Source organism: Streptomyces sp. AgN23 (assembly GCF_001598115.1).
GTDB lineage: Bacteria > Actinomycetota > Actinomycetes > Streptomycetales > Streptomycetaceae > Streptomyces > Streptomyces antimycoticus.
Window position 1 is genome coordinate 10288979 of sequence record NZ_CP007153.1, and the last position, 26350, is coordinate 10315328.

General features: G+C 70.1%; 25 protein-coding genes and 1 pseudogene. 13 read left to right on the top strand and 13 right to left on the bottom strand.

The features are described from left to right. Nucleotides 1-17: 17 nt before the first annotated feature. Genes AS97_RS43825 through AS97_RS43840 form a run of 4 tightly spaced genes read left to right on the top strand, consistent with a single transcriptional unit; the run spans nt 18 to nt 4350 of the window. Complete coding sequence (locus tag AS97_RS43825) at nt 18-1220, top strand: CoA transferase (RefSeq protein ID WP_059142248.1); 1203 nt, start codon at nt 18-20, stop codon at nt 1218-1220. Next, a complete protein-coding gene (locus tag AS97_RS43830) occupies nt 1217-2206 on the top strand; it encodes an NADPH:quinone oxidoreductase family protein (RefSeq protein WP_125757614.1) in 990 nt (329 codons plus the stop codon). The genes AS97_RS43825 and AS97_RS43830 overlap by 4 nt, the downstream gene beginning before the upstream one ends. 4 nt (nt 2207-2210) lie before the next feature. Continuing rightward, on the top strand, nt 2211-3542 hold the full coding sequence (locus AS97_RS43835; protein ID WP_210566871.1) for an MFS transporter: 1332 nt from the start codon (nt 2211-2213) through the stop codon (nt 3540-3542). After that, on the top strand, nt 3535-4350 hold the full coding sequence (locus AS97_RS43840) for an IclR family transcriptional regulator (RefSeq protein WP_059142251.1): 816 nt from the start codon (nt 3535-3537) through the stop codon (nt 4348-4350). The genes AS97_RS43835 and AS97_RS43840 overlap by 8 nt, the downstream gene beginning before the upstream one ends. On the opposite strand, the gene AS97_RS43845 is transcribed toward AS97_RS43840, so the two are convergent. The 6 genes from AS97_RS43845 to AS97_RS43870 are packed head-to-tail and all read right to left on the bottom strand — an operon-like array spanning nt 4318 to nt 11021. After that, the gene (locus tag AS97_RS43845; protein ID WP_125757610.1) at nt 4318-5322 is read right to left on the bottom strand and encodes an amidohydrolase family protein; all 1005 of its coding nucleotides are present in this window, start codon (nt 5320-5322) and stop codon (nt 4318-4320) included. The two genes, AS97_RS43840 and AS97_RS43845, sit on opposite strands and share 33 nt — an antisense overlap. Beyond that, nucleotides 5312-6898 carry an AMP-binding protein gene (locus AS97_RS43850; protein WP_059142253.1) on the bottom strand — a complete coding sequence of 529 codons (1587 nt, stop codon included), beginning with the start codon at nt 6896-6898 and terminating at the stop codon, nt 5312-5314. The genes AS97_RS43845 and AS97_RS43850 overlap by 11 nt, the downstream gene beginning before the upstream one ends. After that, nucleotides 6895-7416, bottom strand: a complete 522-nt coding sequence (locus tag AS97_RS43855) for a 3-hydroxybutyryl-CoA dehydratase (protein ID WP_059142254.1) — start codon at nt 7414-7416, stop codon at nt 6895-6897. The genes AS97_RS43850 and AS97_RS43855 overlap by 4 nt, the downstream gene beginning before the upstream one ends. A 48-nt stretch (nt 7417-7464) precedes the next feature. Further along, the gene (locus AS97_RS43860; protein WP_125757606.1) at nt 7465-9144 is read right to left on the bottom strand and encodes an amidohydrolase; all 1680 of its coding nucleotides are present in this window, start codon (nt 9142-9144) and stop codon (nt 7465-7467) included. Then, complete coding sequence (locus AS97_RS43865; protein ID WP_059142256.1) at nt 9141-9554, bottom strand: RidA family protein; 414 nt, start codon at nt 9552-9554, stop codon at nt 9141-9143. Before AS97_RS43865 ends, AS97_RS43860 begins: the two co-directional genes overlap by 4 nt. A gap of 30 nt (nt 9555-9584) precedes the next feature. Further along, nucleotides 9585-11021, bottom strand: a complete 1437-nt coding sequence (locus tag AS97_RS43870) for an aldehyde dehydrogenase (protein ID WP_059142365.1) — start codon at nt 11019-11021, stop codon at nt 9585-9587. A gap of 242 nt (nt 11022-11263) precedes the next feature. On the opposite strand from AS97_RS43870, the gene AS97_RS43875 reads away from it, so the two are divergent. Both AS97_RS43875 and AS97_RS43880 read left to right on the top strand, forming a co-directional pair. After that, nucleotides 11264-12037 (top strand): hypothetical protein, encoded by a 774-nt coding sequence (locus AS97_RS43875; RefSeq protein ID WP_059142257.1) that lies wholly within the window; start codon nt 11264-11266, stop codon nt 12035-12037. A 46-nt stretch (nt 12038-12083) separates the two neighbouring features. Beyond that, a complete protein-coding gene (locus tag AS97_RS43880) occupies nt 12084-12863 on the top strand; it encodes a fumarylacetoacetate hydrolase family protein (protein ID WP_086706818.1) in 780 nt (259 codons plus the stop codon). Between the two features lie 138 nt (nt 12864-13001). Here the strand turns inward: AS97_RS43880 and AS97_RS43885 are convergent, their stop codons facing one another. Then, the gene (locus AS97_RS43885; RefSeq protein WP_079059144.1) at nt 13002-13826 is read right to left on the bottom strand and encodes an enoyl-CoA hydratase/isomerase family protein; all 825 of its coding nucleotides are present in this window, start codon (nt 13824-13826) and stop codon (nt 13002-13004) included. A gap of 66 nt (nt 13827-13892) precedes the next feature. Between AS97_RS43885 and AS97_RS43890 the strand changes: the two genes are divergently transcribed. From AS97_RS43890 to AS97_RS43910, 5 genes are all read left to right on the top strand, one after another. Next, a complete protein-coding gene (locus tag AS97_RS43890) occupies nt 13893-14741 on the top strand; it encodes an SDR family oxidoreductase (RefSeq protein ID WP_210566872.1) in 849 nt (282 codons plus the stop codon). A gap of 244 nt (nt 14742-14985) precedes the next feature. After that, on the top strand, nt 14986-15807 hold the full coding sequence (gene mhpD / locus AS97_RS43895; RefSeq protein WP_059142261.1) for a 2-keto-4-pentenoate hydratase: 822 nt from the start codon (nt 14986-14988) through the stop codon (nt 15805-15807). Then, nucleotides 15804-16739, top strand: coding sequence for an acetaldehyde dehydrogenase (acetylating) (locus tag AS97_RS43900; RefSeq protein ID WP_086706821.1), 936 nt, complete (start codon nt 15804-15806; stop codon nt 16737-16739). The genes mhpD and AS97_RS43900 overlap by 4 nt, the downstream gene beginning before the upstream one ends. After that, nucleotides 16736-17746, top strand: coding sequence for a 4-hydroxy-2-oxovalerate aldolase (dmpG, locus tag AS97_RS43905; protein WP_210566873.1), 1011 nt, complete (start codon nt 16736-16738; stop codon nt 17744-17746). The genes AS97_RS43900 and dmpG overlap by 4 nt, the downstream gene beginning before the upstream one ends. Nucleotides 17747-17766: 20 nt before the next feature. After that, entirely contained in the window at nt 17767-18099 is a 333-nt protein-coding gene (locus tag AS97_RS43910) for a hypothetical protein (protein ID WP_247204687.1), read from the top strand. A 114-nt stretch (nt 18100-18213) separates the two neighbouring features. Here the strand turns inward: AS97_RS43910 and AS97_RS48165 are convergent, their stop codons facing one another. Then, nucleotides 18214-19137 (bottom strand): hypothetical protein, encoded by a 924-nt coding sequence (locus AS97_RS48165; protein WP_247204688.1) that lies wholly within the window; start codon nt 19135-19137, stop codon nt 18214-18216. A gap of 327 nt (nt 19138-19464) precedes the next feature. Here AS97_RS48165 and AS97_RS43920 point away from each other — a divergent pair, with 327 nt between their 5' ends. Then, on the top strand, nt 19465-19902 hold the full coding sequence (locus AS97_RS43920; protein ID WP_059142264.1) for a VOC family protein: 438 nt from the start codon (nt 19465-19467) through the stop codon (nt 19900-19902). A 464-nt stretch (nt 19903-20366) separates the two neighbouring features. On the opposite strand, the gene AS97_RS43925 is transcribed toward AS97_RS43920, so the two are convergent. The 5 genes and pseudogenes from AS97_RS43925 to AS97_RS43940 form a co-directional block, all read right to left on the bottom strand. After that, on the bottom strand, nt 20367-20726 hold the full coding sequence (locus AS97_RS43925) for a hypothetical protein (protein WP_210566874.1): 360 nt from the start codon (nt 20724-20726) through the stop codon (nt 20367-20369). Between the two features lie 568 nt (nt 20727-21294). Further along, a complete protein-coding gene (locus AS97_RS43930; protein WP_210566875.1) occupies nt 21295-22572 on the bottom strand; it encodes a hypothetical protein in 1278 nt (425 codons plus the stop codon). Nucleotides 22573-23088: 516 nt separating this feature from the next. Then, nucleotides 23089-23259: pseudogene (locus AS97_RS48170) on the bottom strand (transposase); the annotation flags it as partial. 5 nt (nt 23260-23264) lie between these two features. Beyond that, complete coding sequence (locus AS97_RS43935; RefSeq protein WP_210566876.1) at nt 23265-24692, bottom strand: ISL3 family transposase; 1428 nt, start codon at nt 24690-24692, stop codon at nt 23265-23267. A gap of 305 nt (nt 24693-24997) precedes the next feature. Next, the gene (locus AS97_RS43940; RefSeq protein WP_210566877.1) at nt 24998-25666 is read right to left on the bottom strand and encodes a hypothetical protein; all 669 of its coding nucleotides are present in this window, start codon (nt 25664-25666) and stop codon (nt 24998-25000) included. A 49-nt stretch (nt 25667-25715) separates the two neighbouring features. Here AS97_RS43940 and AS97_RS43945 point away from each other — a divergent pair, with 49 nt between their 5' ends. Next, nucleotides 25716-26297: a class I SAM-dependent methyltransferase gene (locus tag AS97_RS43945; RefSeq protein WP_247204689.1), complete on the top strand. Its 582-nt coding sequence runs from the start codon at nt 25716-25718 to the stop codon at nt 26295-26297. The last annotated feature ends 53 nt before the right edge of the window (nt 26298-26350 follow it).

The following is a 26350-nucleotide window of genomic DNA, read 5'->3' on the forward strand; positions in this document are numbered from 1 at the left end:
GAAACGAGGAAAACAGCGTGATCGAAGGTATGAAGGTCCTCAGCTTCTCGCACTTCGTGCAGGGACCGGCTGCCTCCCAGTACCTTGCGGACCTGGGCGCGGACGTGACCAAGGTCGAACCGCCGGCCGGCTCCTGGGAGCGCCGGACCGGCAGCGCCGGAATCCGGCTCGGCGACCAGAGCGTGACGTTCCTGTCCGTCAACCGGAACAAGAAGTCGATCGCCGTCGATCTCAAGCATCCGGACGCGATACGCGTGCTGCGTCCGCTGATCGAGCGGTGCGACGTCGTCATGGAGAACTACCGCGGCGGAGCGCTGGAGAAGCTGGGGCTGGGCTACGACGCGGTGCGCGCGTTCAAGCCGGACATCATCTACGCGTCCGCTACGGGCTGGGGTTCGTCGGGTCCGATGGCCGGCAGGCCGGGCGTCGACCTGCTGGTCCAGGCCCGCTCCGGCCTGGTGTCGGTCACCGGCGACGGAGACGGACACGCCACCGCCGCGGGCACCCCCGTGGTGGATCACCACGGCGCCGCCCTGCTGGCCATGGGTGTGCTGGCCGCCTACGTCCGCAGACTCGTCACCGGACAGGGCACCCGCGTCCAGTCCAGCCTGCTGGCCGCCGGGCTCGACCTCCAGGCCGAGTCGCTGGCCCTCTACTACTCCGGCGGCAAGAGCCGTGCCGACATCCGGCGGCCCGGTGCCCTGGCGACCTGGTTCATCGATCCGCCCTACGGCATCTACCGGTTGCGCGACGCGCACGCCGCCATCGCCCTCAGTGGCACCATGGACGACTTCGCCGCGGCCCTCGGCTCCACGGAGCTGGCCGCCTTCGACCAGCGGGCCCGCCGCGACCACCGCGAGCAGTACACCCGGATCCTCGAACTGACGCTGGCCGCCTGGACCTACCAGGAGCTGGCTGCCCGGCTGGAGCCGCTCGGCTTCTGGATCGAGCGGGTCGCCGACTACGACGATGTACGGGAGGACGCCCAGGTCGCCGAGGAAGGACTGCTGATGGACATTCCCGTCGGCGACGCCCGGGCCACCGTCCTCAGCCACCCGGTCCGCTACGACGGCGCGCTGCCGCCGCTGCGCACCCCTCCCCCGCGGCTCGGCGAGCACACCCGCCCCCTGCTGCGCGAGGCCGGGTTCGGCGTCGCGGAGATCGACGAGCTGATCGGCTCCCGCGTGGTGATCGCCGACGACGAGGCGGCCCGCGGATGAAGGCACTGCTCTGCACCCGCCTCGGCACTCCCGACGTCCTGGAGGTCGCCGACCTGCCGGTGCCCCGTCCGGGCCCGGGGCAGATCGTGATCGAGGTGGCCTACGTCGGCCTCAACTTCCATGACACGCTCGTCGTCGCGGGCCGGCATGTGGTGAAGCCGGACCCCCCCTTCTCGCCGGGCAGCGAGTACTCCGGTGTCGTCACCGCCGTCGGCGACGGTGTCCAGTCGGTGGCGGTCGGCGACCGCGTCGTGGGCAACGAGGAGTACGGCTGCGCCCGGGAGTTCCTGCTCGTGCGCGCCGACCGGGTCACCGTGCTGCCCGACGGCGTGTCCGACAAGGACGCCGCCACCGTCCTCGTCGCGTACGCGACCGCCTACCACGCCCTGGTCCAGCGGGCCGGGCTGCGGCCCGGGGAGACCCTGGTCGTCCTCGGAGCGGCCGGCGGCGTGGGATCCGCCGCGGTCGACGTGGGCCGCCTGCTCGGCGCCGAGGTCATCGCCTGCGCCTCCTCGCCCGAGCGTGCCCGGGCGGCCCTCGCCCAGGGAGCCGGGCAGAACCTGTCCTACGGCGAGGACGGCATCAAGGAGCGGATCAAGGCCGCCACGGCGGGCCGCGGTGCCGACGTCGTCTTCGATCCGGTGGGCGGCGATGTCGCCGCCGCCGCGGTGCGGGCGACGGCCTGGCGCGGCCGGTACCTGGTCGTCGGCTTCGCCTCGGGCGCCATTCCGTCCGTCGGGCTGAACATTCCCATGGTCAAGGGCGCGTCCGTGGTCGGTGTCTTCCTCGGCGAGTTCGTCCGCCGCGAGCGCGACGTGCACGAAGGGAACCTGGCGCGGATCTTCGCATGGTCCCGGAACGGAGACCTGAGCCCCCACGTCCACGCGGTGCTCCCGCTGGAGGAGGGCGCCGCCGCACTCACCGAACTGGCGACCGGTCAGGTGCGGGGCAAGGTCCTGCTGCGGGTCGGCGGACGGACGGCGTGAGGGTATGACCGCTTTCCAGGACACGGCACTCCGGCAGGGGCAGGCGGCCCCCGGCCGGGGGGTGCTGGTCACCTTGATGACGGGAACGCTGCTCGCTCCCCTGAACTCCTCCATGGTGGCGGTGGCACTCGTGCCCGTGCGCGAACACTTCGCCGCCCCACTGCCCTCCGTGGTCTGGATGGTCACCGCGTTCTACCTGGCGGCCTGTGTCGCTCAGCCGGTCATGGGGCGGCTGGCCGACCTCTTCGGCCCCCGTCCGGTCTTCGTCGCGGGTATGGCGCTGGCCGCTCTGGCGTCCGCCGCCGCCCCGTTCTCGCCGACCCTCGGCACGCTGGTGGCCTGCCGGGCCGTGCAGGCCGTCGGCGGTGCCGCCGCCTTTCCCTGCGCCATGGTGCTGCTCGCCCGGCGCGGCCGGGCGACCGGGCACGCGCTGACCGGCATCGCCGCGGCGAACACGGTCAGCGGCGCCGTCGGCCCGGTGCTCGGCGGGGTGCTGGTCTCGCTCGGCGGATGGAGCGCCATCTTCTGGATCAATCTGCCGCTGACCGTCGGCGCCCTGGTCGCCGCCCTGCTGCTGTTCGAGTCGGCGCCCGCACCCGGCCGCGGGCACGGCCGTCGGACGCGTCGCGGGATCGGCACGCGCGGCCCCGGCCGGTCCGCACCGGCCGGGGCCAGCGGTCTGATCGCCGTCTACGTACTGTTCGTCCTGTTCAATCTCGCCTACTACGGCGCCTTCTACGGGCTGCCCCAGTGGTTCCAGGACGCCCGGCACTTCACTCCCGCCCAGGCCGGTCTGCTGGTTCTTCCCATCGCCGCGACAGGCGCCCTGGCGACCGTCGCGGCGCCCGCTCTCCTGCGCAGGGTCCGACTGTCGCGCCTGCTCCTGTCCGGAGCGCTGATGCTGGTCGCCGGGCTGGCGGGCGTCACTGCCTTCGGCACCGGCACTCCCGTGTGGCTGCTCGTCGCCGACGGCGTCCTGCTCGGTGTGCCCTACGGGCTGTGCAACCTCGGACTGCAGCGGCTGATGTACGAACGGGCTCCCGCCCGGTTCGCCGGTACGGCGGGTGGCCTGTTCCAGACCTGTCGTTACGTGGGGGCGATCCTGGCCGTCGGACTCGTGGGGCTGCTCCCGCCGCAGGCCTCTTCCGGCGGCCGGGGCGGTCTCATGGGCCTGGGCGTGGCGATGACCGCCGTCGCCGGGGTGTTCCTCCTGGCCATGGCCGCCGACCTCGGACGCCGCCGCAGTACTGCGCACCGGGGCCAAGAGCTAGAGTCGACCTTGGAAGCTCCGGGCAAGCCCGGGCTCAACGCGACCTCAGAGGTTGAACGTGGCTGACAACACTGAGCTCAACAAGTCGGTTTCGCGGCGGGTGTTCGCGCTGCTGAACGCGTTCACGCTGCGCCAGCCCGCCCTGCGCCTGGTCCAGCTCAGCCAGGCCACCGGGCTGCCCGTCTCCACGGTGCACCGGATGGCGGCCGAGCTGGTGGAGATCGGTGCTCTGGAACGGGAGAGCGACGGCCGCTACCGCATCGGGCTGCGGCTGTGGGAACTCGGTTCGCTGTGTTCACGGCCCAACACGCTGCGCGAGGTGGCGCTGCCGTACATGCACGACCTCTACGAGGCCACTTCGGAGAACGTGCAGCTGGCCGTCCTCGACGGGGCGGAGGCCCTGTACATCGAGCGCGTGTGGGGTAATCGCTCGGTGCCCGTCGCGTCCCGGGTCGGCGGCCGGCTGCCGTTGTACGCGACGGGCGTCGGCAAGGTCCTGCTCGGTTACGCTCCCCCGACCCTCCAGGAAACGGTGCTCAGGGCCGGTCTGCACCGCTACACCTCGCACACGGTCGTCATGCCGGGCGCCCTCGCGCGCACCCTCCGGGACGTCCGGGCCTCCGGCATCGCCCGCTGCATCGAGGAGATGACCCTGGGCACGATGTCCGTCGCGACGCCGATCTTCGACAAGAACCGGCAGGTGGTCGCGGCGCTCTCCATCGTGATGCACTCCCGGGTGCGTTCCCCCGAGGCCACCGAAGCGGCGCTTCGCGTGGCGGCCAGCTCCATATCCCGGCAGCTGGCGAAGAACCAGTACCAGGCCGGTGACGACGCCGAGATGTCACTGGCCGAGAAGCTTCCGCGCCGTGGCTGAGGCCACCCGGTCCCGGTCGGCCGGGGAGACCTCCAGCGCGGCCAGCGTGGCCGCGGGCTCGAAGTCGGCCAGTTCGAAGGGGTAGTCGGTGCCGAGCAGGACCTGGTCGGGGCCGAAGTCCTCGACCAGCCGCGCCAGCAGAAGCGGCGAGAAGGTGGCGCTGTCGACGTACAGCCGACGCAGGTAGGCGCTGGGCGGCAGCGGTACCGTCCGGGCCACGTCCTTGCGGTGCCAGCCCAGGTCCAGTCGGCCCGCCAGTGCCGGCAGGCAGCCGCCGCCGTGGGCCAGGCACACCGTGAGTTCATGGCGTTCCAGCACTCCGCCGAAGATGAGCCTGCTGACGGCCAGTGCCGTCTCGGCGGGGTAGCCCACCAGCTGAGGCAGCCAGTAGGAGCCGAGCCGGGCGCCTCCGGACACGGTGTTGGGGTGCAGAAACACGAAGGCGTCGCGTTCCGCGAGGAACTCCCACAGCGGCTCGTGGACCGGATCGTCCAGGTCGCGGCCCGCCCCGTGGGAGCCGATCGCCACACCGGCGCAGCCCAGCTCGTCCAGGCACCGGCGGGCCTCCTCGACGCCCTCCGTGATCCCCAGGGGCACGGTGCCGAGGGCGAGCAGCCGTCCGGCGCCCCGGTCGGCGAACGCGGTCAGCGCGTCGTTCCCGCGGGCGACGACCTCCCGGGCGAGTTCCGGTTCGGCTCCGGAGCAGGTGACGAACGGCGGCAGCGACACCGCCTGCCGGGACACCCCCATCCGGTCCATGTCGGCGAGCCGGTGCGCCACGTCGTACTGCGCGCGGTGCAGGGGGATGGGGGTGCCTTCGGGCACCCCCGAGATCTCTGACGCGAGGCGGACGACCCCGTGGTCCACCTCGGTCGTGTCCGCCAGCCCTCGGTCGGCCAGCCATGTGAGCAGGTCGGTGGGGGTGGCATGGGTGTGCACGTCGAAAAGTCGACCGGTCGTCTCAGAGGTCATCCGAGCTCACCTGCCCGCGCCGGTCGTCCGTCCACCGGGCGCGCAGCGCACGCCGGTCGACCCTTCCCATGACGTCGCGGGGCAGGGCCGCCACCGGCAGCACGCCGACCGTGTGCACACCGGCGGCGCGCAGGCATGTCCTGATCCGGTCCACGTCGTCGGTCCGCGGCGCCGTCGGTACCGGACCGGTCAGTGCGACGAGGACACCGTTGTCCTCCGGCAGGGCCACGACCGCGGCCGATGTGACGCCCGCCTCCGTCTCCAGCAGCGCTTCGAGATCCGTGGGGCACAGCAGCGTCCCGTCCTGGTCGAGGGTGTCCCCGATCCGGTTGAGGTAGTGGAGGTAGCCGTCCTGGTCGGTCCGGCACACGTCGCCGGTGCGCAGCCATCCGTCACGGAACGGTTGTCCGGCGGCCGTTGCGCCTTCGTACCCGGCCGTCACCGTCGGTCCCGTGACACACACCTCGCCGGCCACGCCCGCAGGACACGGTTTGCCGGCGAGGTCCTGCACCTGCACGGTCATCCCGGCGTACGGCAGGCCAAGGGATGTCCGCCGCGTCGGTGACAGATGGTCCTCGGGGGCGAGGAACGCGATCGTTTTGGGGGCCTCCACCTGGCCGAAGACTCCGCACAGCACGTGTCCGAACAGCGTGTGCGCCCGGTCGATCTCAGCCGGGGTGAGCACGGCCCCGCTGTAGATCAGCAGGCCGACGTCGGACCAGTCGACGCCGTCCGCCTCGGGGTGGGCCAGGATCTCGCGCAGCGCCGGGGGCATCGCCAGCAGTACGTTCGGCCGGTGCTCGGCAGCCGCGTCCAGAAAGCCCTGTGCGGTGAACGTCTCCAGCATGACGAAGGTGCCGCCGCGCATCAGCGTCGGCACCACCATGTTGCCGAAGCCGCCGGCCACGGACTCCGCGCACAGGACCCTCGGCCGGGCGGGCCAGTCCGCCTGGGCCAGGTTCAGTACGGCGACGCCGCACAACGCCCCGCTGGACAGCAGCACGGCCTTGGCCGCTGCGGTGGCGCCGGAAGTGTAGCCGAGACGCACCACGGTGTCGGCGGGCGCGGCCGGGCCGATCGGCCCGGCCGACTGCCCTGCGGTGAAGGCTCGCAGTTCCGTCCAGCCCTCCGGGAGGTCGCCGTCCGGGGCGGGGCCGTCCGCGACCCGGATCACGCCCCTCCCCGGGATGTCCCACTCGGCGATGTCGGCCACCCACGAGGGGTCCGCGACCACCAGCGCCGGACCGGCGGCGGCCAGGCGTGCGCGGAGCGCCTCGGCGGGCAGGCCGTGCGGCGGCAGGGTGACCGAGCGGTATCCCGCGATGTAGCAGGCCGCGGTCGTCAGCCACTGTGCCGGCCGGTTGGCGGTGATCTGCGCGACGGTGTCGCCCGGCCGCAGTCCGGCGTGCTCCATCGCCCCCCGCAGGCGGGCCACGGCGTCCCCGACCTGCGCGTAGGTCAGGCGTTCCGTGCCGCACACGAGCGCCTCGCGGTCGCCGAACCGGTGCACCGCCGCGATGATCGCGTCGCCGATCGAGCCCGTCCCGGTGCGCGCGTCCGGTCCGTCGACGGTCACAGCCGCTCGTCCGGCATCACGGTTCCGCACTTCTCGCAGGTACGGGCCTCCACACTGCCGAAGAAGCGCTCGTACGCCCCCGCGACCGGATCGCTCCGGTAGTCGTCGATGTGGACGCTCTCCTCGTGCAGGAAGGCGTCGCAGCCGGGGCAGAACCAGCGGAAGCGGTCGAGTTCACCGGGCTTTCTGAGCCGTTCGATCACGAGGACGAAGGCGTCCGGCGGGAAGCGCGGCGAGTGGGCCACCCCGGTCGGGGTGAAGATGGAGGAGCCCTCCGGGATGACCGCGACATCCTCGGAGCCGTCGGGGTTGCGGTAGTGGAGGTTCATCGAGCCGCGGATCATGAACATGACCTCGTCGCTCGGGTTGATGTGGAACTCGCTGCGGTACTCGCGCCCGCGCGCGATGAAGGCCAGGGACTCGCTGTGCTGCCACAGCACCCTCACCCGGCGTCCTGACGCGGCCAGTTCACCGGCAAGTGCGTCGAGACCGATGATCGGCATCTCGCTCGGAAGCATGGTCGTCCTCTCGGTGCTGTTGAAAAGTCGGTTCGGTGCTGTCGAAGGTCAGTCGTCCGTCAGTTCGCCGTGGCGGTCGAAGACGATGTGCCCGCCGACGACGGTCACGTCGGCGTTCAGGGCCAGGAGGGTCTCGGGGTCCGCGGCCAGCGGATCGCCGTCCAGGACCACGAGGTCGGCCAGCGCGCCGACCCGCAGCGCGCCCTTGGTCCTCTCCTCGCCGGTGTGGGCGGCGCCCGAGGTGGTGTACAGGCGCAGCGCCTCCTCGCGGCCGACGGCCTGACCGCCGCCGACGGTGCGGCCCTGACGGTCGCGCCGGGTCGTCATGGCGTACAGGTTCTTGAAGGGGTTGAGGTCGTTGATGGGGAAGTCGGTACCGGCCGATACCCGGTCGATGCCCATGACGTCGGTCATGGACCGCAGCGGGACGGCGCCCTCGGCCCGGTCCGGGCCCATGCGTGCCGCGATGGCGTCGCGGTTGCGCCACAGGAACGGAGCCTGCGCGGTCACCATCACCCCCAGGTCCCGTGCTCGCTCCATCTGGTCCTCCTGCATCAGGCTGGCGTGGATCAGGATGTCCGGGCCCGGGTCGGCCGCCCCGGCGGTGCGCGCCTCGGCGAAGACGTCGAGTGCGAGGTCGATCGCGGCGTCGCCGACCACGTGCACACCCACCCGCCAGCCCCGCTGCCGGGCCCGCGACACGAGCATCGCCAGACGGGAACGGTCGATCAGCAGGTCGCCGGCGTAGGCGCTGTCGGTCAGGTGCGGCTTGCGGGTGGCCGCGGTGCCCAGGGTCATGCCGCCGTCGAGCTGGAGCTTGATCCCGAGATCGCGCACCCAGGTCCCGTCGCCGTACCGCCGGGGTCCGGCCTTGACCAGGCTCTCCCATTCCGGTTCCGACACCGAGGGGATCAGCTCTCCCGACGGCAGCACCATGGCGGCCACCCGCAGCGTCGACCGTCCTTCGCGGGCCAGACGCCCCAGCACGGCGACGTCCCGGGGGTGCATCGCGCCCGCGACCACGGAGGTGATGCCCCAGCCGTTCAACACCTTCATCGCGGTGAGCAGCTGCCCGGCCCGCTCCTGCTCGGTCCACTCCGGTACGACCCGGGCGACCAGGTTCTGGGCCTCTTCCCACAGGTATCCCGTCAGCGTCCCGGAGCCGGGGTCCCGGCCCAGGCGTCCGCCGTCGGGGTCGGGGGTGGTCTCGTCGATCCCCGCCAGGCGCAGGGCCGCGCTGTTGGCGCACGCGCTGTGCCCCATCGGCAGATAGACCGGACGGCCGCCACCGACGGCGTCCAGCTCCGCCAAGGTGGGCACGCGGCCCTCCTCCAGCTGCAGCACGGGGTTCCAGATCTGTCCGCGCACCCACGCGTCGGTGTCCAGGGACCGGGCCGTGGTCCGCACCCGTTCCAGGGCCTCGGCCATCGTGGTCGCCCCCCGGAAGGAGACGGTGTCGCCGTCCATGCCGGCTTCTTCGAAGTGGCAGTGCGCGTCGACGAAGCCGGGCATGACGGTCCTGCCCCGCAGATCCAGCACGCGTGGCTCCGGGCCCGCGGCGTCCAGGACCTGCCGCTCGTCCCCGACAGCCGCCACCTCGCCTCCGCGGAGCAGCAGCGCGGTGGCTGTCGCTGTCGCCGTCGGGCCCACGAGGTCCAGGGTCAGCACCTTGCCGCCCCGCAGCACCAGGTCGCGCGGGACGCGGTGACCGGCGGACGTGCCGGTCACTCGGCCACCACGGCGGCGACGCAATCGATCTCCACCAGTACCCCGGCACGATGCGCCTGCGCGATGACCGTCGTACGCGCCGGGAAGTGCGGCACCTCTTCGAAGAAGCGGCGGTAGACGGCGTTGAAGGCCGGGAAGGAGTCGGCCGAACGCAGATAGACGTTGCACTTCAGGATGGTCTCCTTGGCGCCGCCCGCCGCCTCGACCACGGCCAGGAGATTGCGCAGTGTCTGTTCGACCTGGGCTTCGAAGTCGTCCGAGACGACGGTGCGGGTCCGCGGGTCGAGCGGGCCGGTGCCCGAGCAGTAGATGGTGGAGCCGTGGACGACGGCCTGCGACAGCGGAGCCTTGGTCCCGTTGGAGAAGCCGACGGTCGGGGCGCCCTGGGTCGAGACGGAACGGATGGTCATGGTTGTCCTCACCGGTAGTTTTCCCGCCCGTCAGGCCGGGGCGATGTTCATGACGACGGCCTTGGGCTCCGTGAAGAACTCACGGCTGAAGTTTCCGCCCTCGCGGCCGACGCCGGAGTTCTTGGCGCCCCCGAACGGAGCGCGCAGATCACGGACGAAGAAGCAGTTCGTCCAGACGGTCCCGACGCGCAGCGCACGCGAGACGCGGTGCGCCCGCGAGAGGTCCGTGGTGAACAGCATGGCATTCAGTCCGTAGGGGGTGTCGTTCGCGGCCCGGACGGCCTCGTCCTCGTCGTCGAACGGCAGGATGACCACGACCGGGCCGAAGATCTCCTCCTGGGTGACCCGGTCCCGTTGGCCCGCGCCCGCGATCACCGTGGGGAGCACCGTCCAGCCCTCTCCCCGGCCGCCGGAGAGAATGCGGGCTCCGTCGCGGACGGCCAGGTCCAGATAGCCCGTGACCTTCTCGTGGTGCTCCTCGGAGGCGAGCGGCCCGATCTGCGTGGTGGCTTCCTTCGGATCGCCGACGACGAGTGCCTCGGCGGCGGCGCAGAAGCGCTCGACGAACTGCCGGTAGACGTCCCGCTGAACGTACAGGCGGCTGCCGGCGAGGCAGACCTGGCCGTTGTTCGTGTAAATGGCCTTGATCGACCACGAGACGGCCTGCTCCAGGTCGGCGTCCGCGAAGACGATGTTCGCGCCCTTGCCCCCCATCTCCAGGCTGAGCGGGGTCAGATTGCGGGCGGCGGCGGCCGAGATCGCCCGGCCGGTGTTCGACTCGCCAGTGAAGGTGATCCTGTCCACCGCGGGCGACTCGGTGAGGGCCTGGCCTACCGAGCCGGGCCCGTACCCGTGCACGACGTTGAGGACGCCCGGGGGGACCCCCGCCTCCAGGGCGAGGCGAGCCAGCAGCGTCGCCGACGCGGGGCTCTGCTCGGCGGGCTTGAGGACGACCGTGTTGCCCCAGGCGAGAGCGGGGGCGACTTTCCACGTCTCCATCATGAGAGGGAAGTTCCAGGGGGCGATCGCCGCGACGACACCGGCCGGACCGTATTCCGTGTAGGCGTGGAACCCGGATGCCATGGGAAACCGCTCGGCCGCCGTGACCGTCGAGTGGTCTGCGAAGAACCGGAAGTTCTGTGCGGATCGCGGGACGTCGTGTCCCCGTGTTTCGGCAATCGGCTTTCCCATGTCAGTGGTGTCCGTGAGCGCGAGGCGTTCGCCGCCGGCCTCGATGAGATCGGCCAGTCGATGCAGAATACCCGCGCGTTCGGCGTAGCTCATCCTCGGCCAGGGGCCGGAATCGAAGGCGTTCCGCGCGGCCGCTGTCGCCCGGTCCGCGTCGGCCGGGGAGCCGAGAGCCACTGTCGCCCACGGTTCGCGTTCCCACGGGTCGACCGATTGGAAAGTGCTGCCGTCCGCGGACGGCACCTCCTGTCCGTCGATGACGTGGCCGAAAGACTCCACCATTTCCTCCTGCGTTGGACGGGCCGAACGCATCAACCGTCACCGGGCAGGACCGATTGCTCAATGAAGCGCTTCCGCTCACCGGAAAAAGCTTCCCCGCACTTTCCCCGCGTCTTTCCGGGCCGTCGGGGAGCGCTTACCGCTGGTTGGAAAAGGATCCTTGCCCACCCCACGGGAACGCCCGATCTTGGAGCCGACCCCCAGCCCCGGAAGGCACCGTGAACGCAGTGGAAAAAAACGCAATGGACCACGGAGAACATGCCCGGACACTGCTCCAGGCCTACGACGATCGTGCGGGCGTCCACCTCGCGGCAGCGGGCGGCGCGCGGCTCACCGTGGCCGATGGCTATGCCGTCCAGCACCACCAGGTACGGCACTGGGAGCGGCAGGGGCACACGGTACGGGGATGGCGGATCGCCGAGACGGCCGGTGTGGCCGGCTGCGGGGGCCGGCCACCGCTCGCGTACGGCCATCTGATGTCGACGGTGTTCCACGCGGAGTCCCGGCCCGTCGACGCCAGGGCCTTCGTGGCCCCCCGGGCCGCGCCCGTGATCGCGTTCGTGCTCGCGCAGCCACTGAGCGGCACCGGCCTGCACACCGTCGACGTGGCATCCGCGATCGCCCACGCCCTGCCCGCTCTGGAGATCCTCGACTCCCGGCTGAAGGAGGTGACGTCGTCGGCCGACCTGATCGCCGACAATGCGGCCGTCGGCGGTGTCGTCCTCGGCTCACGCCAGGGCCGGCTGGCGGACTTCCAGCCCCGCATGGAGGGCTGCGTCCTGTATCAGGGCGGCCAGCTGGTGGCGACCGGGGTCGGCGCGGCCGTCCACGGCTCGCCGCTCAACACCGTCACCTGGCTGGCCAACACCCTCGGTGACGCCGGACGGGTTCTGCCTGCGGGATCCGTCCTGTTGTCCGGGCCTCTCACCACCGCCGTGCCCGTCAGCGACGGGCAGTCGGTGACCGCCGCCTTCACTCATCTCGGCAGCGTCACCGCGCATCTCGCCCGCCCCTGATCAACAGCCCCACACCCTTGCCCCTCGATCGTTGGAGACGACAGACATGACGTGGACCGCGCCAAAGGTGGCGCACACCCTCCTGGACGCGGAGAACCGGCGGCAGGACCTCGAACCGTTCACCGACGAGTGGGCCGAGTTGGATCTCGAAGTGGCCTACCAGATCCAGGATGAGACACTTGCCCGCCGGGTCATGCGGGGCGAGCAGATCGTCGGCGTCAAACTGGGACTCACCTCCCGGGCGAAGCAGCAGCGCATGGGCGTCGACTCGCCGCTGACCGCCTGGCTGACGGACGCCATGGTGCTGGGTAGCGGTGTGCCGGTCCCACTGAACTCCCTCATCCACCCACGGGTGGAACCGGAGATCGTCTTCCAGCTGGGCAAGCCGCTCGCCGGGCCGGGCGTCACCGCCATGAGCGCGCTGGCGGCGGTGGAGGCCGTGTACGCCGGCATCGAGGTCATCGACAGCAGATACAAGGACTTCCGGTTCCGGTTGGCCGACGTCGTGGCGGACAACGCCTCGTCCGGACGTATCGTCGCCGGAAGCGTGGCACTGCCGCCGCAGCGGCTGGACCTCGCACTCGAAGCGTGCGTGCTGCACATCAACGGAGAGGTCGCGCACACCGCCACCGGCGCCGCGGTGCAGGGGCATCCGGCGGAGGCTCTCGCTCTGGCCGCCAACACGCTGGCCGCACGGGGCATCACCCTGGAAGCGGGCTGGTGCGTCTACACGGGCGGCCTCACCGATGCGGTCCCCCTGACTGCCGGTGACCAGATCGTGGCGGAATTCGGGCACTTGGGGTCGGTGACCGTCACCGGGGAATGACGCGGCAGGTCCGCAGCGAGCGGCCGCCGGACCGCGGGCAGCCACGGCCCGGCGGCCGCTCGCTGCTGCTACTGCGGACGCGGGGGACGGCATGCGATGTGTACGGTGCCGCATCTCCGTCGGGCCCGTACGCCACTGTCATGCACTGCGCACAGCCGCCGCCCATGCCGACCAGTGCTCGTGGAATGCGGCCGAGCTGATCGCGTCGAGCTGATGAGCGATCTCCGCCCGCAGGGTCGATGCGAAGTCCTTGCTCAGGCTGGAACGGATGAGCTGCTTCGTCGCGGCTGCGACCGTTGGCTCGGCGTCGGCGAAGACCTCTGCCTTCGCCAGGGCGTGAGGGAGCGGATGCGCGGCGATCTCGGTCAGCAGCCCGCGACTCAGTGCCTCCTCGCTGAACACTTTGCGGCCGGTCAGCGTGATGTCGAGCGCAGCCGACGCCCCTGCCGTCCGGGCCAGCAGCCAGGAGACTCCGAAGTCGGGGACCAGAGCCATCTTGATGAACGGCGCCGCGAACACGGCGGTTGCGCCACCCACCCGGATGTCACATGCGAGGGCCAGAGCGAGACCGGCTCCGACGGCTGGCCCTTCGACCGCGGCCACGGTGATCTTTCTGGAATCCAGCAACTGTGCCGTGGATTCGAATTCCCGGGCCATCCGACCGGCCGCCTGTGAAGGTGATTCACCCTGCATGTCCCCGATGACCGCGAGGTCGCCTCCCGCGCAGAAGGAACCGCCACGGCCCGAGAGCACGATGACACGCACATCGTCGCGGCGGTTGAGCTGCCGCAGCAGGACAGGGAGGCCGTCCAGAAGGGGGCGATCCAGGGCGTTCCGCCGGTGCGGGCGGTCGAACTCCACCAAGGCCACACCGGCCTCGGGCCAGGACACGGCCAGGCCGGGAATTTCCAGTACTTCCCTCGCTTTGTCAGCGGAAGAGGAGTCTTTCTGTCTCATGCTCATACGGCTCACCCTGGCGCACCCCGGCTGAGCAGCCTACGACCGGTTTTCACCCAGCGGGAATTCCCCATGGCATTGCGGCGGCCCGCGCAGGATGCTCTGAGCGGGAATCAAGACAGTGGAGGATGCGTGAACGCTTTCGAGAAGGGCAATCCGGCCGAGGGGCAGCTTGCGGGCAGGATCGCCATTGTCACAGGTGCTGCCTCCGGTATCGGCCGCGAGACAGCACTGCTGTTCTCCTCCCGGGGCGCACAGGTTCTCGCGGTCGATCTGGCCGCGGAAGGGCTCGAATCCTTGGCCGAGCAGGCCGAGAGGCAGGGCAGCCCTCTCGTGACCCACGTTCAGGATCTGCGCGCGGAACGAGCCGCCCAAGAGGTGTTCGACGTCTGCCGTGCCCGGGTGGGTGTACCCGACGTACTCGCCAATATCGCGGGCAAGGCAGGGGACAAGTCAGCCGACAGCACCACGGACGAGGACTTCGACTTCTTCGTTTCGGTGAACCTGACGACGACGTTCCGCATGGCCAGGCAGGCCGTCCTGCACTTCGAAGAGGGGGGGTCGATCATCAACACCTCCTCGGCGTTCGCGGTCGTCGGCGTCGGCGGATCGGCCCCCTACTCGGCGGCCAAGGGAGCCGTCAGCAGCCTGACGAGACAGATGGCGGCCGACTACGGTCCAAGGAACATCCGAGTGAACGCTGTTGCGCCCGGCCTGATCGAGACCCCGGCCACCGCACCGAGGATCCGCGCCGGGCAGTTCGACGACACGGTGACGAAAGCCCGCCCCATCCCCAGGGTGGGGCAGCCGCGGGACATCGCGGCCGCTTTCGCCTTCCTGGCATCCGACGACTCGTCATTCATCACCGGGGTGACACTGCCGGTCTGCGGAGGATGGAGTACCACGCGCTACCGCGCCTGAGAGGCCGCTTTTCGCGGACGGCCGAGCGGACCCACGGCCGCGTCACGCTCCACTACCGCCTGACTCGCGACTACGGCTCTCCCGGCCCGCTCCAAAGCATGATCCACCTCGCCATGACCGACCCCGTGAGCCGCCGCTCCGCGAGGCAAAAGGGCCGGCCGCCTTGCCGAGTCCCTGACTTCACCCCTGGAGGCATCCGCATGCCCGTTCCGCACCGCCGCGCGACTCCGAAAGGGGCACGCCCATGAGTGCCCTGGAGTCCACCGATGCCGTGGCCAAGGCGGCAGCCGCACTGGAAGAGGCCATTCGCACAGGCATGCCCTGCCCCCCGGTGCGCTCCCTGCTGCCCGAGGCAGACGTCGAAGCCGCCTATGCCGTGCAGCGCCAATACGTCGAACGGGGTCTGGCCGACGGTCGTCGGCTGGTGGGTCGCAAGATCGGCCTGACCTCACCCGCCGTGCAGCGTCAGCTCCGCGTCGGCCAGCCGGACTTCGGGGCGTTGTTCGCCGACATGGCGGTGCCTGAGGGGCAGCCGATCGCGAGCGGTCGGCTGCTGCAGCCGAAGGTGGAGGTGGAGGTCGCACTGGTGCTGGAGGCTGATCTGCCGCACCAGGACCCGACCGTGGCTGACCTGCTCCGCGCCACGGCTTTCGCCCTGCCCGCGCTGGAGATCGTGGACAGCCGGATCGCCGACTGGGACATCACCATCGTCGACACCGTGGCCGACAATGCGTCTTGCGGCCTGTACGTCCTCGGCGGCACCGCGGTACCGCTGGACCGGGTCGACCTGCGCGGTGTCCGCATGACGCTCACGAAGAACGGCGAGACGGTCTCGCACGGCCGTGGCGCCGATTGCCTGGGCAGCCCGCTCACCGCCGCGCTCTGGCTCGCGTCAACCTTGGCCGGGCTCGGCGATCCGCTGCGGGCCGGCGACATCATCCTGACCGGCGCTCTGGGCCCGATGGCCGTCGCTGCCGACGGGGACGAGTTCACCGCGAGCATCGAAGGAATCGGCACGGTCGCCACCGCGTTCGCGGCATCCACCACGGAAGGAAACCCGGCATGACCACGAAGGCAGCCGTCATCGGGTCGGGCAACATCGGCACCGATCTGATGATCAAGATTCTGCGGCTCTCCGAGTCGCTGGAGATTGTCGCGATAGCCGGCATCGACCCCGACTCGGACGGCCTGGCGCGCGCTCGCAGGCTGAAGGTCACCACCACGCACGAGGGCGTGGACGGCCTGGTGAAGCTCGATGACTTCGCAGACGTGGAGCTCGTCTTTGACGCCACCTCCGCCAGCGCCCACCGCCGCCATGACGAGATCCTGCGCGCGCTGGGCCGGACAGTCGTCGACCTGACTCCGGCCGCGCTCGGTCCGTACGTCGTCCCTCCGGTCAACGGCGACGCGCACCTGGACGCGCCGAACGTCAACATGGTCACCTGCGGCGGCCAGGCCACGATCCCGATCGTCGCCGCCGTCGCCGCCGTGACCCCGGTGCACTACGGCGAGATCGTGGCCTCCATCTCGTCCCGCTCGGCAGGCCCCGGCACGCGGGCCAACATCGACGAGTTCACCGAGACCACCTCCGCGGCCATCGAGAGGGTCGGCGGCGCGGCCCGCGGCAAGGCGATCATCGTGCTCAACCCGGCCGAACCGCCGCTGATCATGCGGGACACCGTGCACTGCCTGGTCGGCGACTGCGAGGACGCGGCGGTCACGGCTTCGGTGGAGGAGATGGTCGCGCGCGTGCAGACGTACGTCCCCGGCTACCGCCTCAAGCAGAAGGTGCAGTTCGAACGGGTCGCCGCCGATGACCCGCTGAACACCCTGGCCCCCGGCGGCGACGCCGTGAAGGTGTCCGTCTTCCTGGAGGTGGAGGGCGCCGCCCACTACCTGCCCGCCTACGCAGGCAACCTCGACATCATGACCTCGGCCGCGCTGCGCACCGCGGAACGCATGGCCGCACACCGTACCTCGGAGGTGGCGTCCCGATGACCCGTCTGTACGTCCAGGACGTCACCCTGCGGGACGGCATGCACGCCGTCCGCCACCGCTACACCGTCGACCAGGCCCGCACCATCGCCGCTGCCCTGGATGCAGCCGGAGTGCGAGCGATCGAGGTCGCCCACGGCGACGGCCTCTCCGGCTCCAGCGTCACCTACGGCGTCGGCGCGCACACCGACTGGGAGTGGATCGAGGCGGTCGTGGGCGCCGTATGGCACTCCATCCCCACCACCCTCCTCCTCCCGGGCATCGGCACGGTCCACGACCTCAAGCAGGCCCACTCCCTGGGCATCCGCTCGGTCCGCATCGCCACCCACTGCACCGAGGCCGACATCTCCGCCCAGCACATCGCCGCCGCGCGCGAGCTGGGCATGGACGTCGCCGGGTTCCTGATGATGTCCCACCTCGCCGAACCCGCCGAACTCGCCCGCCAGGCCAGGCTGATGGAGTCCTACGGCGCGCACTGCGTCTACGTCACCGACTCCGGCGGCCGCCTGACTATGGACGGCGTCCGCGACCGCGTCCGCGCCTACCGGGACGTCCTCGACCCGGTCACCGAACTGGGCATCCACGCCCACCACAACCTCGGCCTCGGCATCGCCAACTCGGTCGTCGCCGTCGAGAACGGCGTCACCCGCGTCGACGCCTCCCTCGCGGGACAGGGCGCCGGGGCCGGCAACTGCCCGCTGGAGGCGTTCGTCGCGGTCGCCGACCTCATGGGCTGGGAACACGGCTGCGACCTGTTCCCGCTGATGGACGCGGCCGACGACGTCGTACGACCGCTCCAGGACCGGGAGGTCAGGGTCGACCGGGAGACGCTCACCCTCGGCTATGCGGGCGTGTACTCCAGTTTCCTGCGACACGCGGAGACAGCTGCCCGCCGCCACGGGCTGGACACTCGCAGCATCCTCGCCGAGGTCGGACGGCGCAAGCTGGTCGGCGGCCAGGAGGACATGATCACCGACATCGCCCTGGACCTGGCCGTGCGTTCCGCGTGAAAGCTCGGGTTGGAGTCGCTGTGAGGTCCGCCCTGCGGTCGTTGTGGCCGCCGCCGCTGGTACTCGCAGTCGTGGCCGGCGGCCGGCAGTTCTATGTCACGGTCGCCGGAGTCGATCCCACAGCTCTGCCTTCCCCCGCCCGGGTCGTCGAACACGGCGGGCTGAACCGTGGAGACCTGTGGGCGCAGACCCTGTCCACGCTCCAGGAGACCCTGCTCGGTTTCGCGCTGTCCATCGCGGCGGCCTGGCTGGTGGCCGTGCTGCTGGACTTCTCGGCGGCGGCCCGCCGCGGCCTGTACCCGCTCCTGGTGGCCTCCCAGACGATCCCGCCGTCGCCGTGGCGCCCCTGCTGATCATCTGGTTCGGCTTCGGGCTGCCGCCGAAGATGCTGGTGGTGACGCTGACGACGTTCTTCCCGCTGGCGGCGAACCTGGCGGCCGGCTTCGCCGGCCGGGTAGCGTTCCTCATCACCGCGACGTTCGGGGTTGATGGTGGCCGGTGTCGTCCATGGACGCGGCAGGGAACCGATGACGGCGTACTGACAACGAAACGCGGCCGGTCACGGCCATCACCGCGAACAGCCGAGACCCGTCGGGGAGCTGGAGATTCAGCCGGGGTACGCCGCGGTCGAAGCGGCGTTCCTCGCCGTCCACGCTCGCGGCCAGGGTGCGTACCAGTTCGATCAGTTCGGTGTCCGAAGCCGCCACCGGGGCACCTGGCTGCCAGGTGCCGTCCGCACGGCGGATCCACACCGCATCACACCCGTTGACACAGATGTTCTCGATCGTCTCATCCGCCAGCAGCCGCTCCAGCGTGCCGCTGCCGAACAGCGCATCCATAACAGCCTGCGCGATACGTTGCTCCGCCGTGCGGCCCATTGCACCACCGCCCCGGGCGAGGGCGGCGCGGGCCAGCGAGGCGAGCTCCACTTGATCTCCGCCACCTGCCTGACTCAGGACAGAAAGAGGTCTGGAAAGACCTGTGCGGAAGAGGTCCGCGACCATCTCACCGAAGCTGCCGACCTCGCCGACCGTACGGGGGAGACACGGGCCTGGCACCTGAACTTCGGCCCCACCAACGTCGGAATCCACCACGTCAGCCTCAACACCGACCTTGGCCTGCACTGCGAGGCCGTACAAGCGAAGAACGGGGTCCATCCCGAGACTCTGGCGGAGGCTCCTGGGCGGCAGGCCGCGTTCCATGCCGATCTGGGCCGGTCGCTGACTCATCTGCGGGGCCGGGAAGCCGATGCGGTCGCCGCCCTGCTGACCGCCGAACAGATCGCCCCGCAACGCATCCACGCCAACGCGCCCGTGCGAAACACCGTCGAATATCTCGCTGATCGGCAGTTGCCCACCCGCGCTGCCCGGGATCTGCGGGGTCTGGCGCACCGCATCGGCCTGCCGCTTTGACTAGTGGCTCTGCTCGATCAAGTGACCCGGGAAATGCCGCGGCGGCGGGTGCGCTTATTCGCGGTGCCGCCAGAACGCGCCCGGTTGGCCGCCCGGGGACCGGTGGCATGACGGCGCAGACGTGATCGGCAGTGCGAATGTGAGTCGGCCCGATCGGGTGACTCAACGCTGGTGATGGCTCGGGTGTCTCGGCCCTTTGGGGAGCAGGCGGATAGGTTGAGCGGGATCCGGTCGCTGAAAGCGGTGCTGACGAGGCCGAATCCCCGGCCCCGCAGTCCAGTCGCAGCAGGGAGTGCCACCACCGGCATGGACGTTCTCTTCATCACGAGCGTGGCGGTGGTCGTCGCCGACCCGCCCCTGAGCCGCAAGCTGTTCATCGAGGCTCTTGGCCTCCCCCTGGAGGGGGAAGGCAACGGTTACTACTCCAGCGGGCGCGTCCCCGGCAGCAAGCATTTCGGCCTGTGGCCGCTCTCGCAGGCAGCCGAGGCATGCTTCGGCACTGCCGAGTGGCCCGCCGACCGGGCGGTCCCGCAGGCATCGATTGAGTTCGAGGTGGCGAACGCGGAAGCCGTCACAGCCGCCGGTGCCGAGCTACAGCGCGCGGGCTTCGACCTGGTGCACCAAGCCCGCACCGAACCGTGGGGCCAGACGGTGACCAGACTTCTCACGACGGACGGCTTGATCGTCGGGATCTCCTACGCCCCCTCCTTGCACGACTCGCAGGACGACCAGCAGCCCGAGTGAGCCCAGCTCAGCAGCCGATCATGCAGCAGTCCCGAACGATCAATGGAACTGAGCCACTAGCAGCATCCTCTGCCGAGGCTGTATGCAGGCGCCCGCGCCTGAGTCATAGGCCGGACGTGGGCGAGAACTGGCTCTGACGTCGTGATTCGGCCCCGCCTGGACGGCTAGAGATGGCTCCGATTCGTGAAGATCCGTGACGGCTTCAAGTGGCTCCTCCTGGTGACCGCCGCCTGGTCAAGGCCATGCCCGGATGGGGCCGGTTCAAGCCGTCACTTCACCTTTGGGGGCCGGGTGGGACGTCTTGGTGGGGCCACTGGACAACGTCGAAGCCACCGGGCTCGCACCGTGAGGCGGCGCCCTGCGTTTCGAAGGCTTGGCGCCGCCTCCGGCCCATGTCGCAGGGTTCTGACGCAGCTCCTGCTGACTTCGCAGTGCTCTCGCACGCGCCGCGCGTCGAGCAGGTGTCAGCAGTAGGTGCGTAGCGCCCGGACGAGACTCCAGTTGATCTCGGTGGGACCGGAATCGGCGGGAGCGACATGGTTCACGGAGCCGTAGTAGTCGAACATCTTGACTATGCCGCCTCCGGGAAGGCGGTTGTCCCAGTATCCGACGCCGCTCCAAGGCATTAATGCGGACTCGCCGCAGTGCAGGACGAGCTGGTCGCCGCTGCCGCTGGTGGCGCAGAACGCGTCGGGCACGGTGCACGGAGCCGCAGCCGCACGGCTGGTTGAGAAGTTGTCGGTGGCGGCGGCGCCGGTGGTCGTGCCTGTCAGCGCCGCGGCCGAGAGGGCGAGGACGGTGAGGGCGGTGCGTGTCTTGCGCATGTGTGCCTGCTTTCGTGTGAGTCTGGTTGCTGTGGTGGCAGCGTGCTGGAACTGGTGTGGGAGAACCTGGGCCGAATCTTGAATTGTGCCGGTGGTCGGCGGTGCGTACCACGATCGGGCACGCTGGGTCTTGTGGCAGTGCTGCGCCTACGTACGTCTAACGCTTGAGGCTTGCGGCCCACCGCGGCGCAGTCCTGTCTGCGGCGGGCCTTGCGTCCTGACGGACATCGGCGACCCACGCGCGGGCCGCCGTCAGCACCAGGCTCGATTGATGGCGCTCGTTGGAATCGGCCACCTGGTGATCTCTGGTGGCCCCGGACCTGCTCGATGGATCTCCCCACCCACACGGCTCTTGGCCTGCGGACGGACGTCACGAGGGAGGGGCCGCCGCCCAGTAGCCAGCCAGGTCCAGGGACGGGGCGGGCTGTCCAGGGTGGGCGAAGCCCAGCGCGAAGCGCCGCCGACGGCGCCCTTGACCGGCCGGTGTCGGAGTAGGGACGCGGAGGGCCCCGCACGAAACCGGGAGGTCGGGGGTTCACGTGCGGGGCCGCTCACGGGGTGTGGGCCGTCAGACTCCGATCAGGGTGTACGTACCCGTACCGTCCTGCCTGCCGCTGGAGTACTGGCGTATGAACTCCCCGTCCGCGTACCGGTCGTGGCCCATCATGGAGCCGGTGTACTTGTTCTGCACACCGATCTTCGAGCTGCCGGGTACGTCGCGGTAGATGTAGAACCGCTGGAGGTCGTCTTCCGCGCAGGGGGCCGTCATCAGGACCGCCCGTTCGGCGGCCGGGTTCTGCCCGGCGATGGTCGCGCACCCGCCGTTGCCCCAGTTCCACAGGGACGCCTCGAGGACCCCGTTGCGCTCCGTCACGTTGCACAGGCGCCAGTTGTCCAGGTGGGCGCTGAAGATCGTCGAGGGTCGCAGGCGGACACCGTCGTCCGCCAGGACCGGCGCGCCCCAGGACAGGGGCTTGCCGGGTACGGCGATCTTGTAGACGCTGGCCTGGCAGTCGAGAGCGGCCCGCGCGCTACGCCCGGTGGCCTTGGACGGTTCGGTATACGTGCCGCTGGTGGGAGCCGGGCGCTGTACGAGGCGGTCCCGCTTCTGCTGCGCCGTTGGCGCCACCGCACCCGCCGGGTGCTCGGCCTTCGCGGCGGCCGAGCCGCAGTCGAGGAGGGTTTGCGCCTTGGCCATGATGCTGTCTGCGGGCACCTGGTCCTGGCAGCGCACGGCGCCTTCTTCGAGGGTGGTGTAGGTGGTGAAGTTGCCGCCGTCGGGCCCCTCGATCCACTTCAATGCCCAACTGCCGTCGCCCTGTTGCACGCGGTTGCAGTTGAGGCTTCCGTACGTACCGGTGACCTTCTTGGTGCCCTTGTACACGCCGTAGTAGCCGGGCTGGTTGAAGTTCCACGCGACCGAGTTCGATTCGCTGCTGGTGGAGGAGTACTCGACCTTGACGTTCAGGCCCACGCTCACGCCGGCCTTGCCGAGGGTCTCGGCGGCGAAACTGCCCTCGATATTGTTGTTGAGGCCGACGGAGACCGAGATGGTCGTCTGGGTGCTGGTGGTGACGGTGTGGTTGCCGGTTGTGCCCTCGGTGACGTACCAGCCCTTGAAGTGGGTTATCGTCGGGGACACTTCGGTGGTCTTGATGTACGGGTGGCGTGTGCCGAGGTCGGCCGCCGTGCAGGTGTCGCCGGGCCGGGGCGCCGTCGTGGTGGTGGGTGCTGCGGTGGCCGGTGAGGCGGCAAGGCCCATGGCGGTGACCGCCCAGGCGGCCGCCGTAACGGTCACCGCCATGAGTGATCTGCCGGTGCGGCTGACGGGTCTTATGGGGCGCATCGTTGTCTCTTTCCCCCTGGTGGTGCACATGTCCAGTCGGGGGTGAATGTAGCGGCCACAGGGGTGGTGGCGTGAGACCGGAACTGGCCACGCAGGATCATGGATGGGCTTATTCCGCCCCTGGCACAGACCGTTGCCGGGCCGGTTCGATCCCCGGTGGACCCGTACGCCACCGAGTATGGGGGACCACCCTTTGAAACGCGCCAGGCACCTGCTCGCGGGCAGTAGCCGCACTCGCCCTGACCGCAGCCCTCCTCGCCCTGGGCGCCTCACCGGCCGCCGCCGCACCGTCGGCGGCCAGCCGAGCGGCTCCCAATCCAAGATCAATCTCACCGATACTGGCTGCTCCGTTGGTCCCCACGGCCGGACACGGCCCGCACACTCCACGAGCGGGCGGCCCTGGCCGACCACGCGCACCGTGCTCGTGCCAACTCCCCACTCTGTTGAACTCCGGAGCGAGTGAGGCGACGAGTAGCCCTGGCCGATTTCAGGGCTCTGTCCGCAGTTCCGTGAAGGTCATGGCTGGGTGAGGATGCGGGTCCGGAGGAGTTCGAATGAGGCCCGGCCATACATGGCTCGCTTGAGCGTTTTCACCCGGTTTACGTGCCCTTCGACAGCTCCCGAACTCCACGGCAGGGTGAGGCCGGCGGTGACGGCGTCGAGGTCCCTGCGGAGGAAGCCGGCGAATCCGCTCATCGGCTTCGGCGCGTCCTGCTCTGCCTGGCGGATCCACTGCGGCAGCAGGTATCCGCGCTGGTGACGTACCAGATCGGCGAAGCTCGGGCGAGGTCGCAGGCCCGGGTGATGTCCGGGCAGGCGAGCCGGATCTGAAGCAGCCGCTCCTCCTGGCTCTCGGTGAGCGTGTCGCGGGGCCGCATGATCCAGGAGGTGATCTTCCGGGGGCTGGGGATGTCGGCCCGGACCGGTTCGGCGGTGCCCGCGCGCAGGGCGGCGAGGTGTTTGCGGACGACCTGGCGGCTGCCCTGGTAGCCGCGTTCACGGATCTCCAAGAAGAGGCGGATGCCGCTGGCCTGGCCCTGTGCTTCGGTGAAGCGGGCGTTGAGGTATGCCTTGAGTGGTTCCAGAACGCCGTTCGGGCGACGGTCGCGGGCGGAGGCCAGCATCTGGTCGAGGTCGGTGTCGCGGAAGCGGCGCACGGTCTTGCGGTCGAGGTTCAGCCTGCGGGCGATGGCGCTGATCGTCCAGCCCTTCTCCAGCAGTCGGTGGACGTCCTCGTAGCGGTGGCGGGTGCGTTCGATGATCTGCGTGCGGGGCAGCTCGGCGGGCGGTAACAGCATCGGTTGCGGCTCCGGCACGTCCATCACCGTCTTCGCCACCTCCTCTTCGGTGTGTTTGCGCAGGCAGTTGCGGTGCTGGTGGCAGGTCTTCTCCACCGCGGCGGACAGGTTCTGCAGCAGGTGCCAGCGGTCCGCGACTTCCAGGGCGTCCGGGGCGGCCCCCTTGACGGCCTTGGTGTAGGCGGTGGCCCGGTCACGGCAGATGATCTCGGCGCCGGGATGCCCGGCCAGCCAGGCCGCGAACGTCTCCGAGGTGCGGTCGGGCAGCACGTCCACGACCCGGCCGGCTTCGACGTCGACCAGCACGGTGCCGTAGGTGCAGCCCTTGCGGAAGGCGAACTCGTCCACTCCCAGCACCTGCGGGGCGCGGTCCGGCACCGCCGGCGCCTTGAGCAGCCGCAGGAGCCGGGTCCGGCCCGCGGCCAGCCGCAGACGGTGACACAGCCGCGCGGCCGGACGGCCACCAAGCTCGACCGCGATCGCCCGCAGCCAGTCCGTCAGGCCGACGCTCGACCGGCGGTGCCGCTCAGTCAGACCGCCGACCTGCTGGACGAACGTCCTGCGGGAACAGCTCCTGCGGTCGCAGAAGTACCGGTGCACCCGGAGCCGGACCATGACCTGTCGGGAGCCCAACGGCCTTTCTGTCAGGGTGCGTTGGTATGAGCTGTGCACGCGTCGCGCCTGCTTCCGGCAGTCCGGGCAGCGGCCCGGGCGCGCGGTGGATACCGCCTCCACCACCAGGCTGCCGGAGGAGTCGCTGACACGCTCCACTCGCACATCGATCCCGGGAAACAGCACATGCTCGACCGTCTTGCTCGCCATGGCAGGAAACACCCTGCTGAAACGATCCCCCGTTCCCGTCCCTGACCTGGGGATTCACGGAACTGCGGACAGAGCCGAGGTAGCGGCGTCCGATCCAGGGGATGTCCCCGACGCGGGTCTCCTGGGTGTCGTGAAAGGTGCACAGGAGGGCGTGGCCTCCTTCCCGATCGTGACCGCGATCGTTGACCCGCACGGCGCCTTGCGCCAGCTTTGAGGGGCGGCCCGTGCGCGGAGCCATCCGAGAAGCCCCAGGTCACAACCACAACCTGAGCTCTGTAATGAACCCGGGGCGGTGCTGGCGGTGGCTACGCCAGCGCCAGCACCGTCGTGAGGGGCGTGAGCCGTGGGGTATTGGTCCAGATACCCCCTCGGACACGTACTGATAGCCCACGGGTATCGCGTGAGTGCTGGTTGAGTCTCATCTCGGCCAGCACTTTGTGTTTCCCGGAGCCGTACGTGAGCCGCACCCCGAGCTGCCGGTGGATCTCGGCGTTGTCCTGCGGCTCGGCCTGGCGCACCACGGCGGCCAGGTCCTTGATCGAGCGGACGAGCCGGGCGATCTCGTCGCGGGACATCCGAGTCCCCGCCTCCTTCGGTGACGCGCGCAGTTCGGCTTCGACCCTGGCCCGGCGGGCTTGGGCTTCTGCGATCCACTGGGTGACGGCGGGGTCGGCGCCGGCTTCGAGGGTGGCGCGGTGGGTGGCGAGCTTGGCGTCGCAGTCGGCGATCACCTGACGGGCAGCCGCAATGGCCGTGGTCTCTCGTGCGGGGGCCGCCGCGGTAGCCATGAGGTCGATGGTGTCGTCGAGACGACGTGGGAGGAACACCTTGGCCAGCCAGTCGTCGAGCGGGGTGATGACCCAGCTCTCGCGCAAGTAGACGTCACGGGGGTGGTGGATCCTGTTGGCGAGCGCGAACTGGTCGGGGAAGCGACGGCAGTAGTACGCCTGCTCATGGACCCAGTGGCCCTGCATCTTGCGCTCGCAAGCCGCGCAGATGATCGCTCCTCAGAGCAGGTAGGGCATGCTCGATGAAGGCCGCAAACTCGCCGCCCAGCAGAACATCACCAACATCGACTGGCGACGCGGCGACTCCACCACCCTGCTCGGCATGAACCTGGAACCGGTGCTGCTGACCGTGATGGGCGCGGCCTTCCACTGGATGGACCGTGACCGGACCCTGCACGGCCTGGACCAGCTCATCGAGCCGAACGGGGCCGTCGTCCTCGCCTCCGGCGGCGCCCCCGGCGACGTCGAGCCCGCCCTCTGGCTCCAGGTCATCACCGACGTCCGCACCCGCTACCTCGGCCCCGCGCGCCGGGCCGGATCGAGCACCTACACCCACCCCAAAGAACGCCACCGGGACGTGCTGGCCCGCTCCCCGTTCTCCACCGTCGAAACCGCCCACTGGGACCGCGTCGTCACCCGCACCCTGGACGAGGTCGTCGGCCTGCAGTTCTCCTACAGCTACTCCAGCCCCGCCCAGCTCGGCGACCGCAAGGACGCCTTCGAACGCGACCTGCGCCAAGCTCTCACCGACTTCAACCCCGACGGCCGCTTCGAGGAGCTTGTACGCACCGAGGCCATCATTGCCACCCGCCCCTGACAATGACAACGTGCTTGATGCTACCTGGCCTGTATGAGTCGACGCCTGCCTTC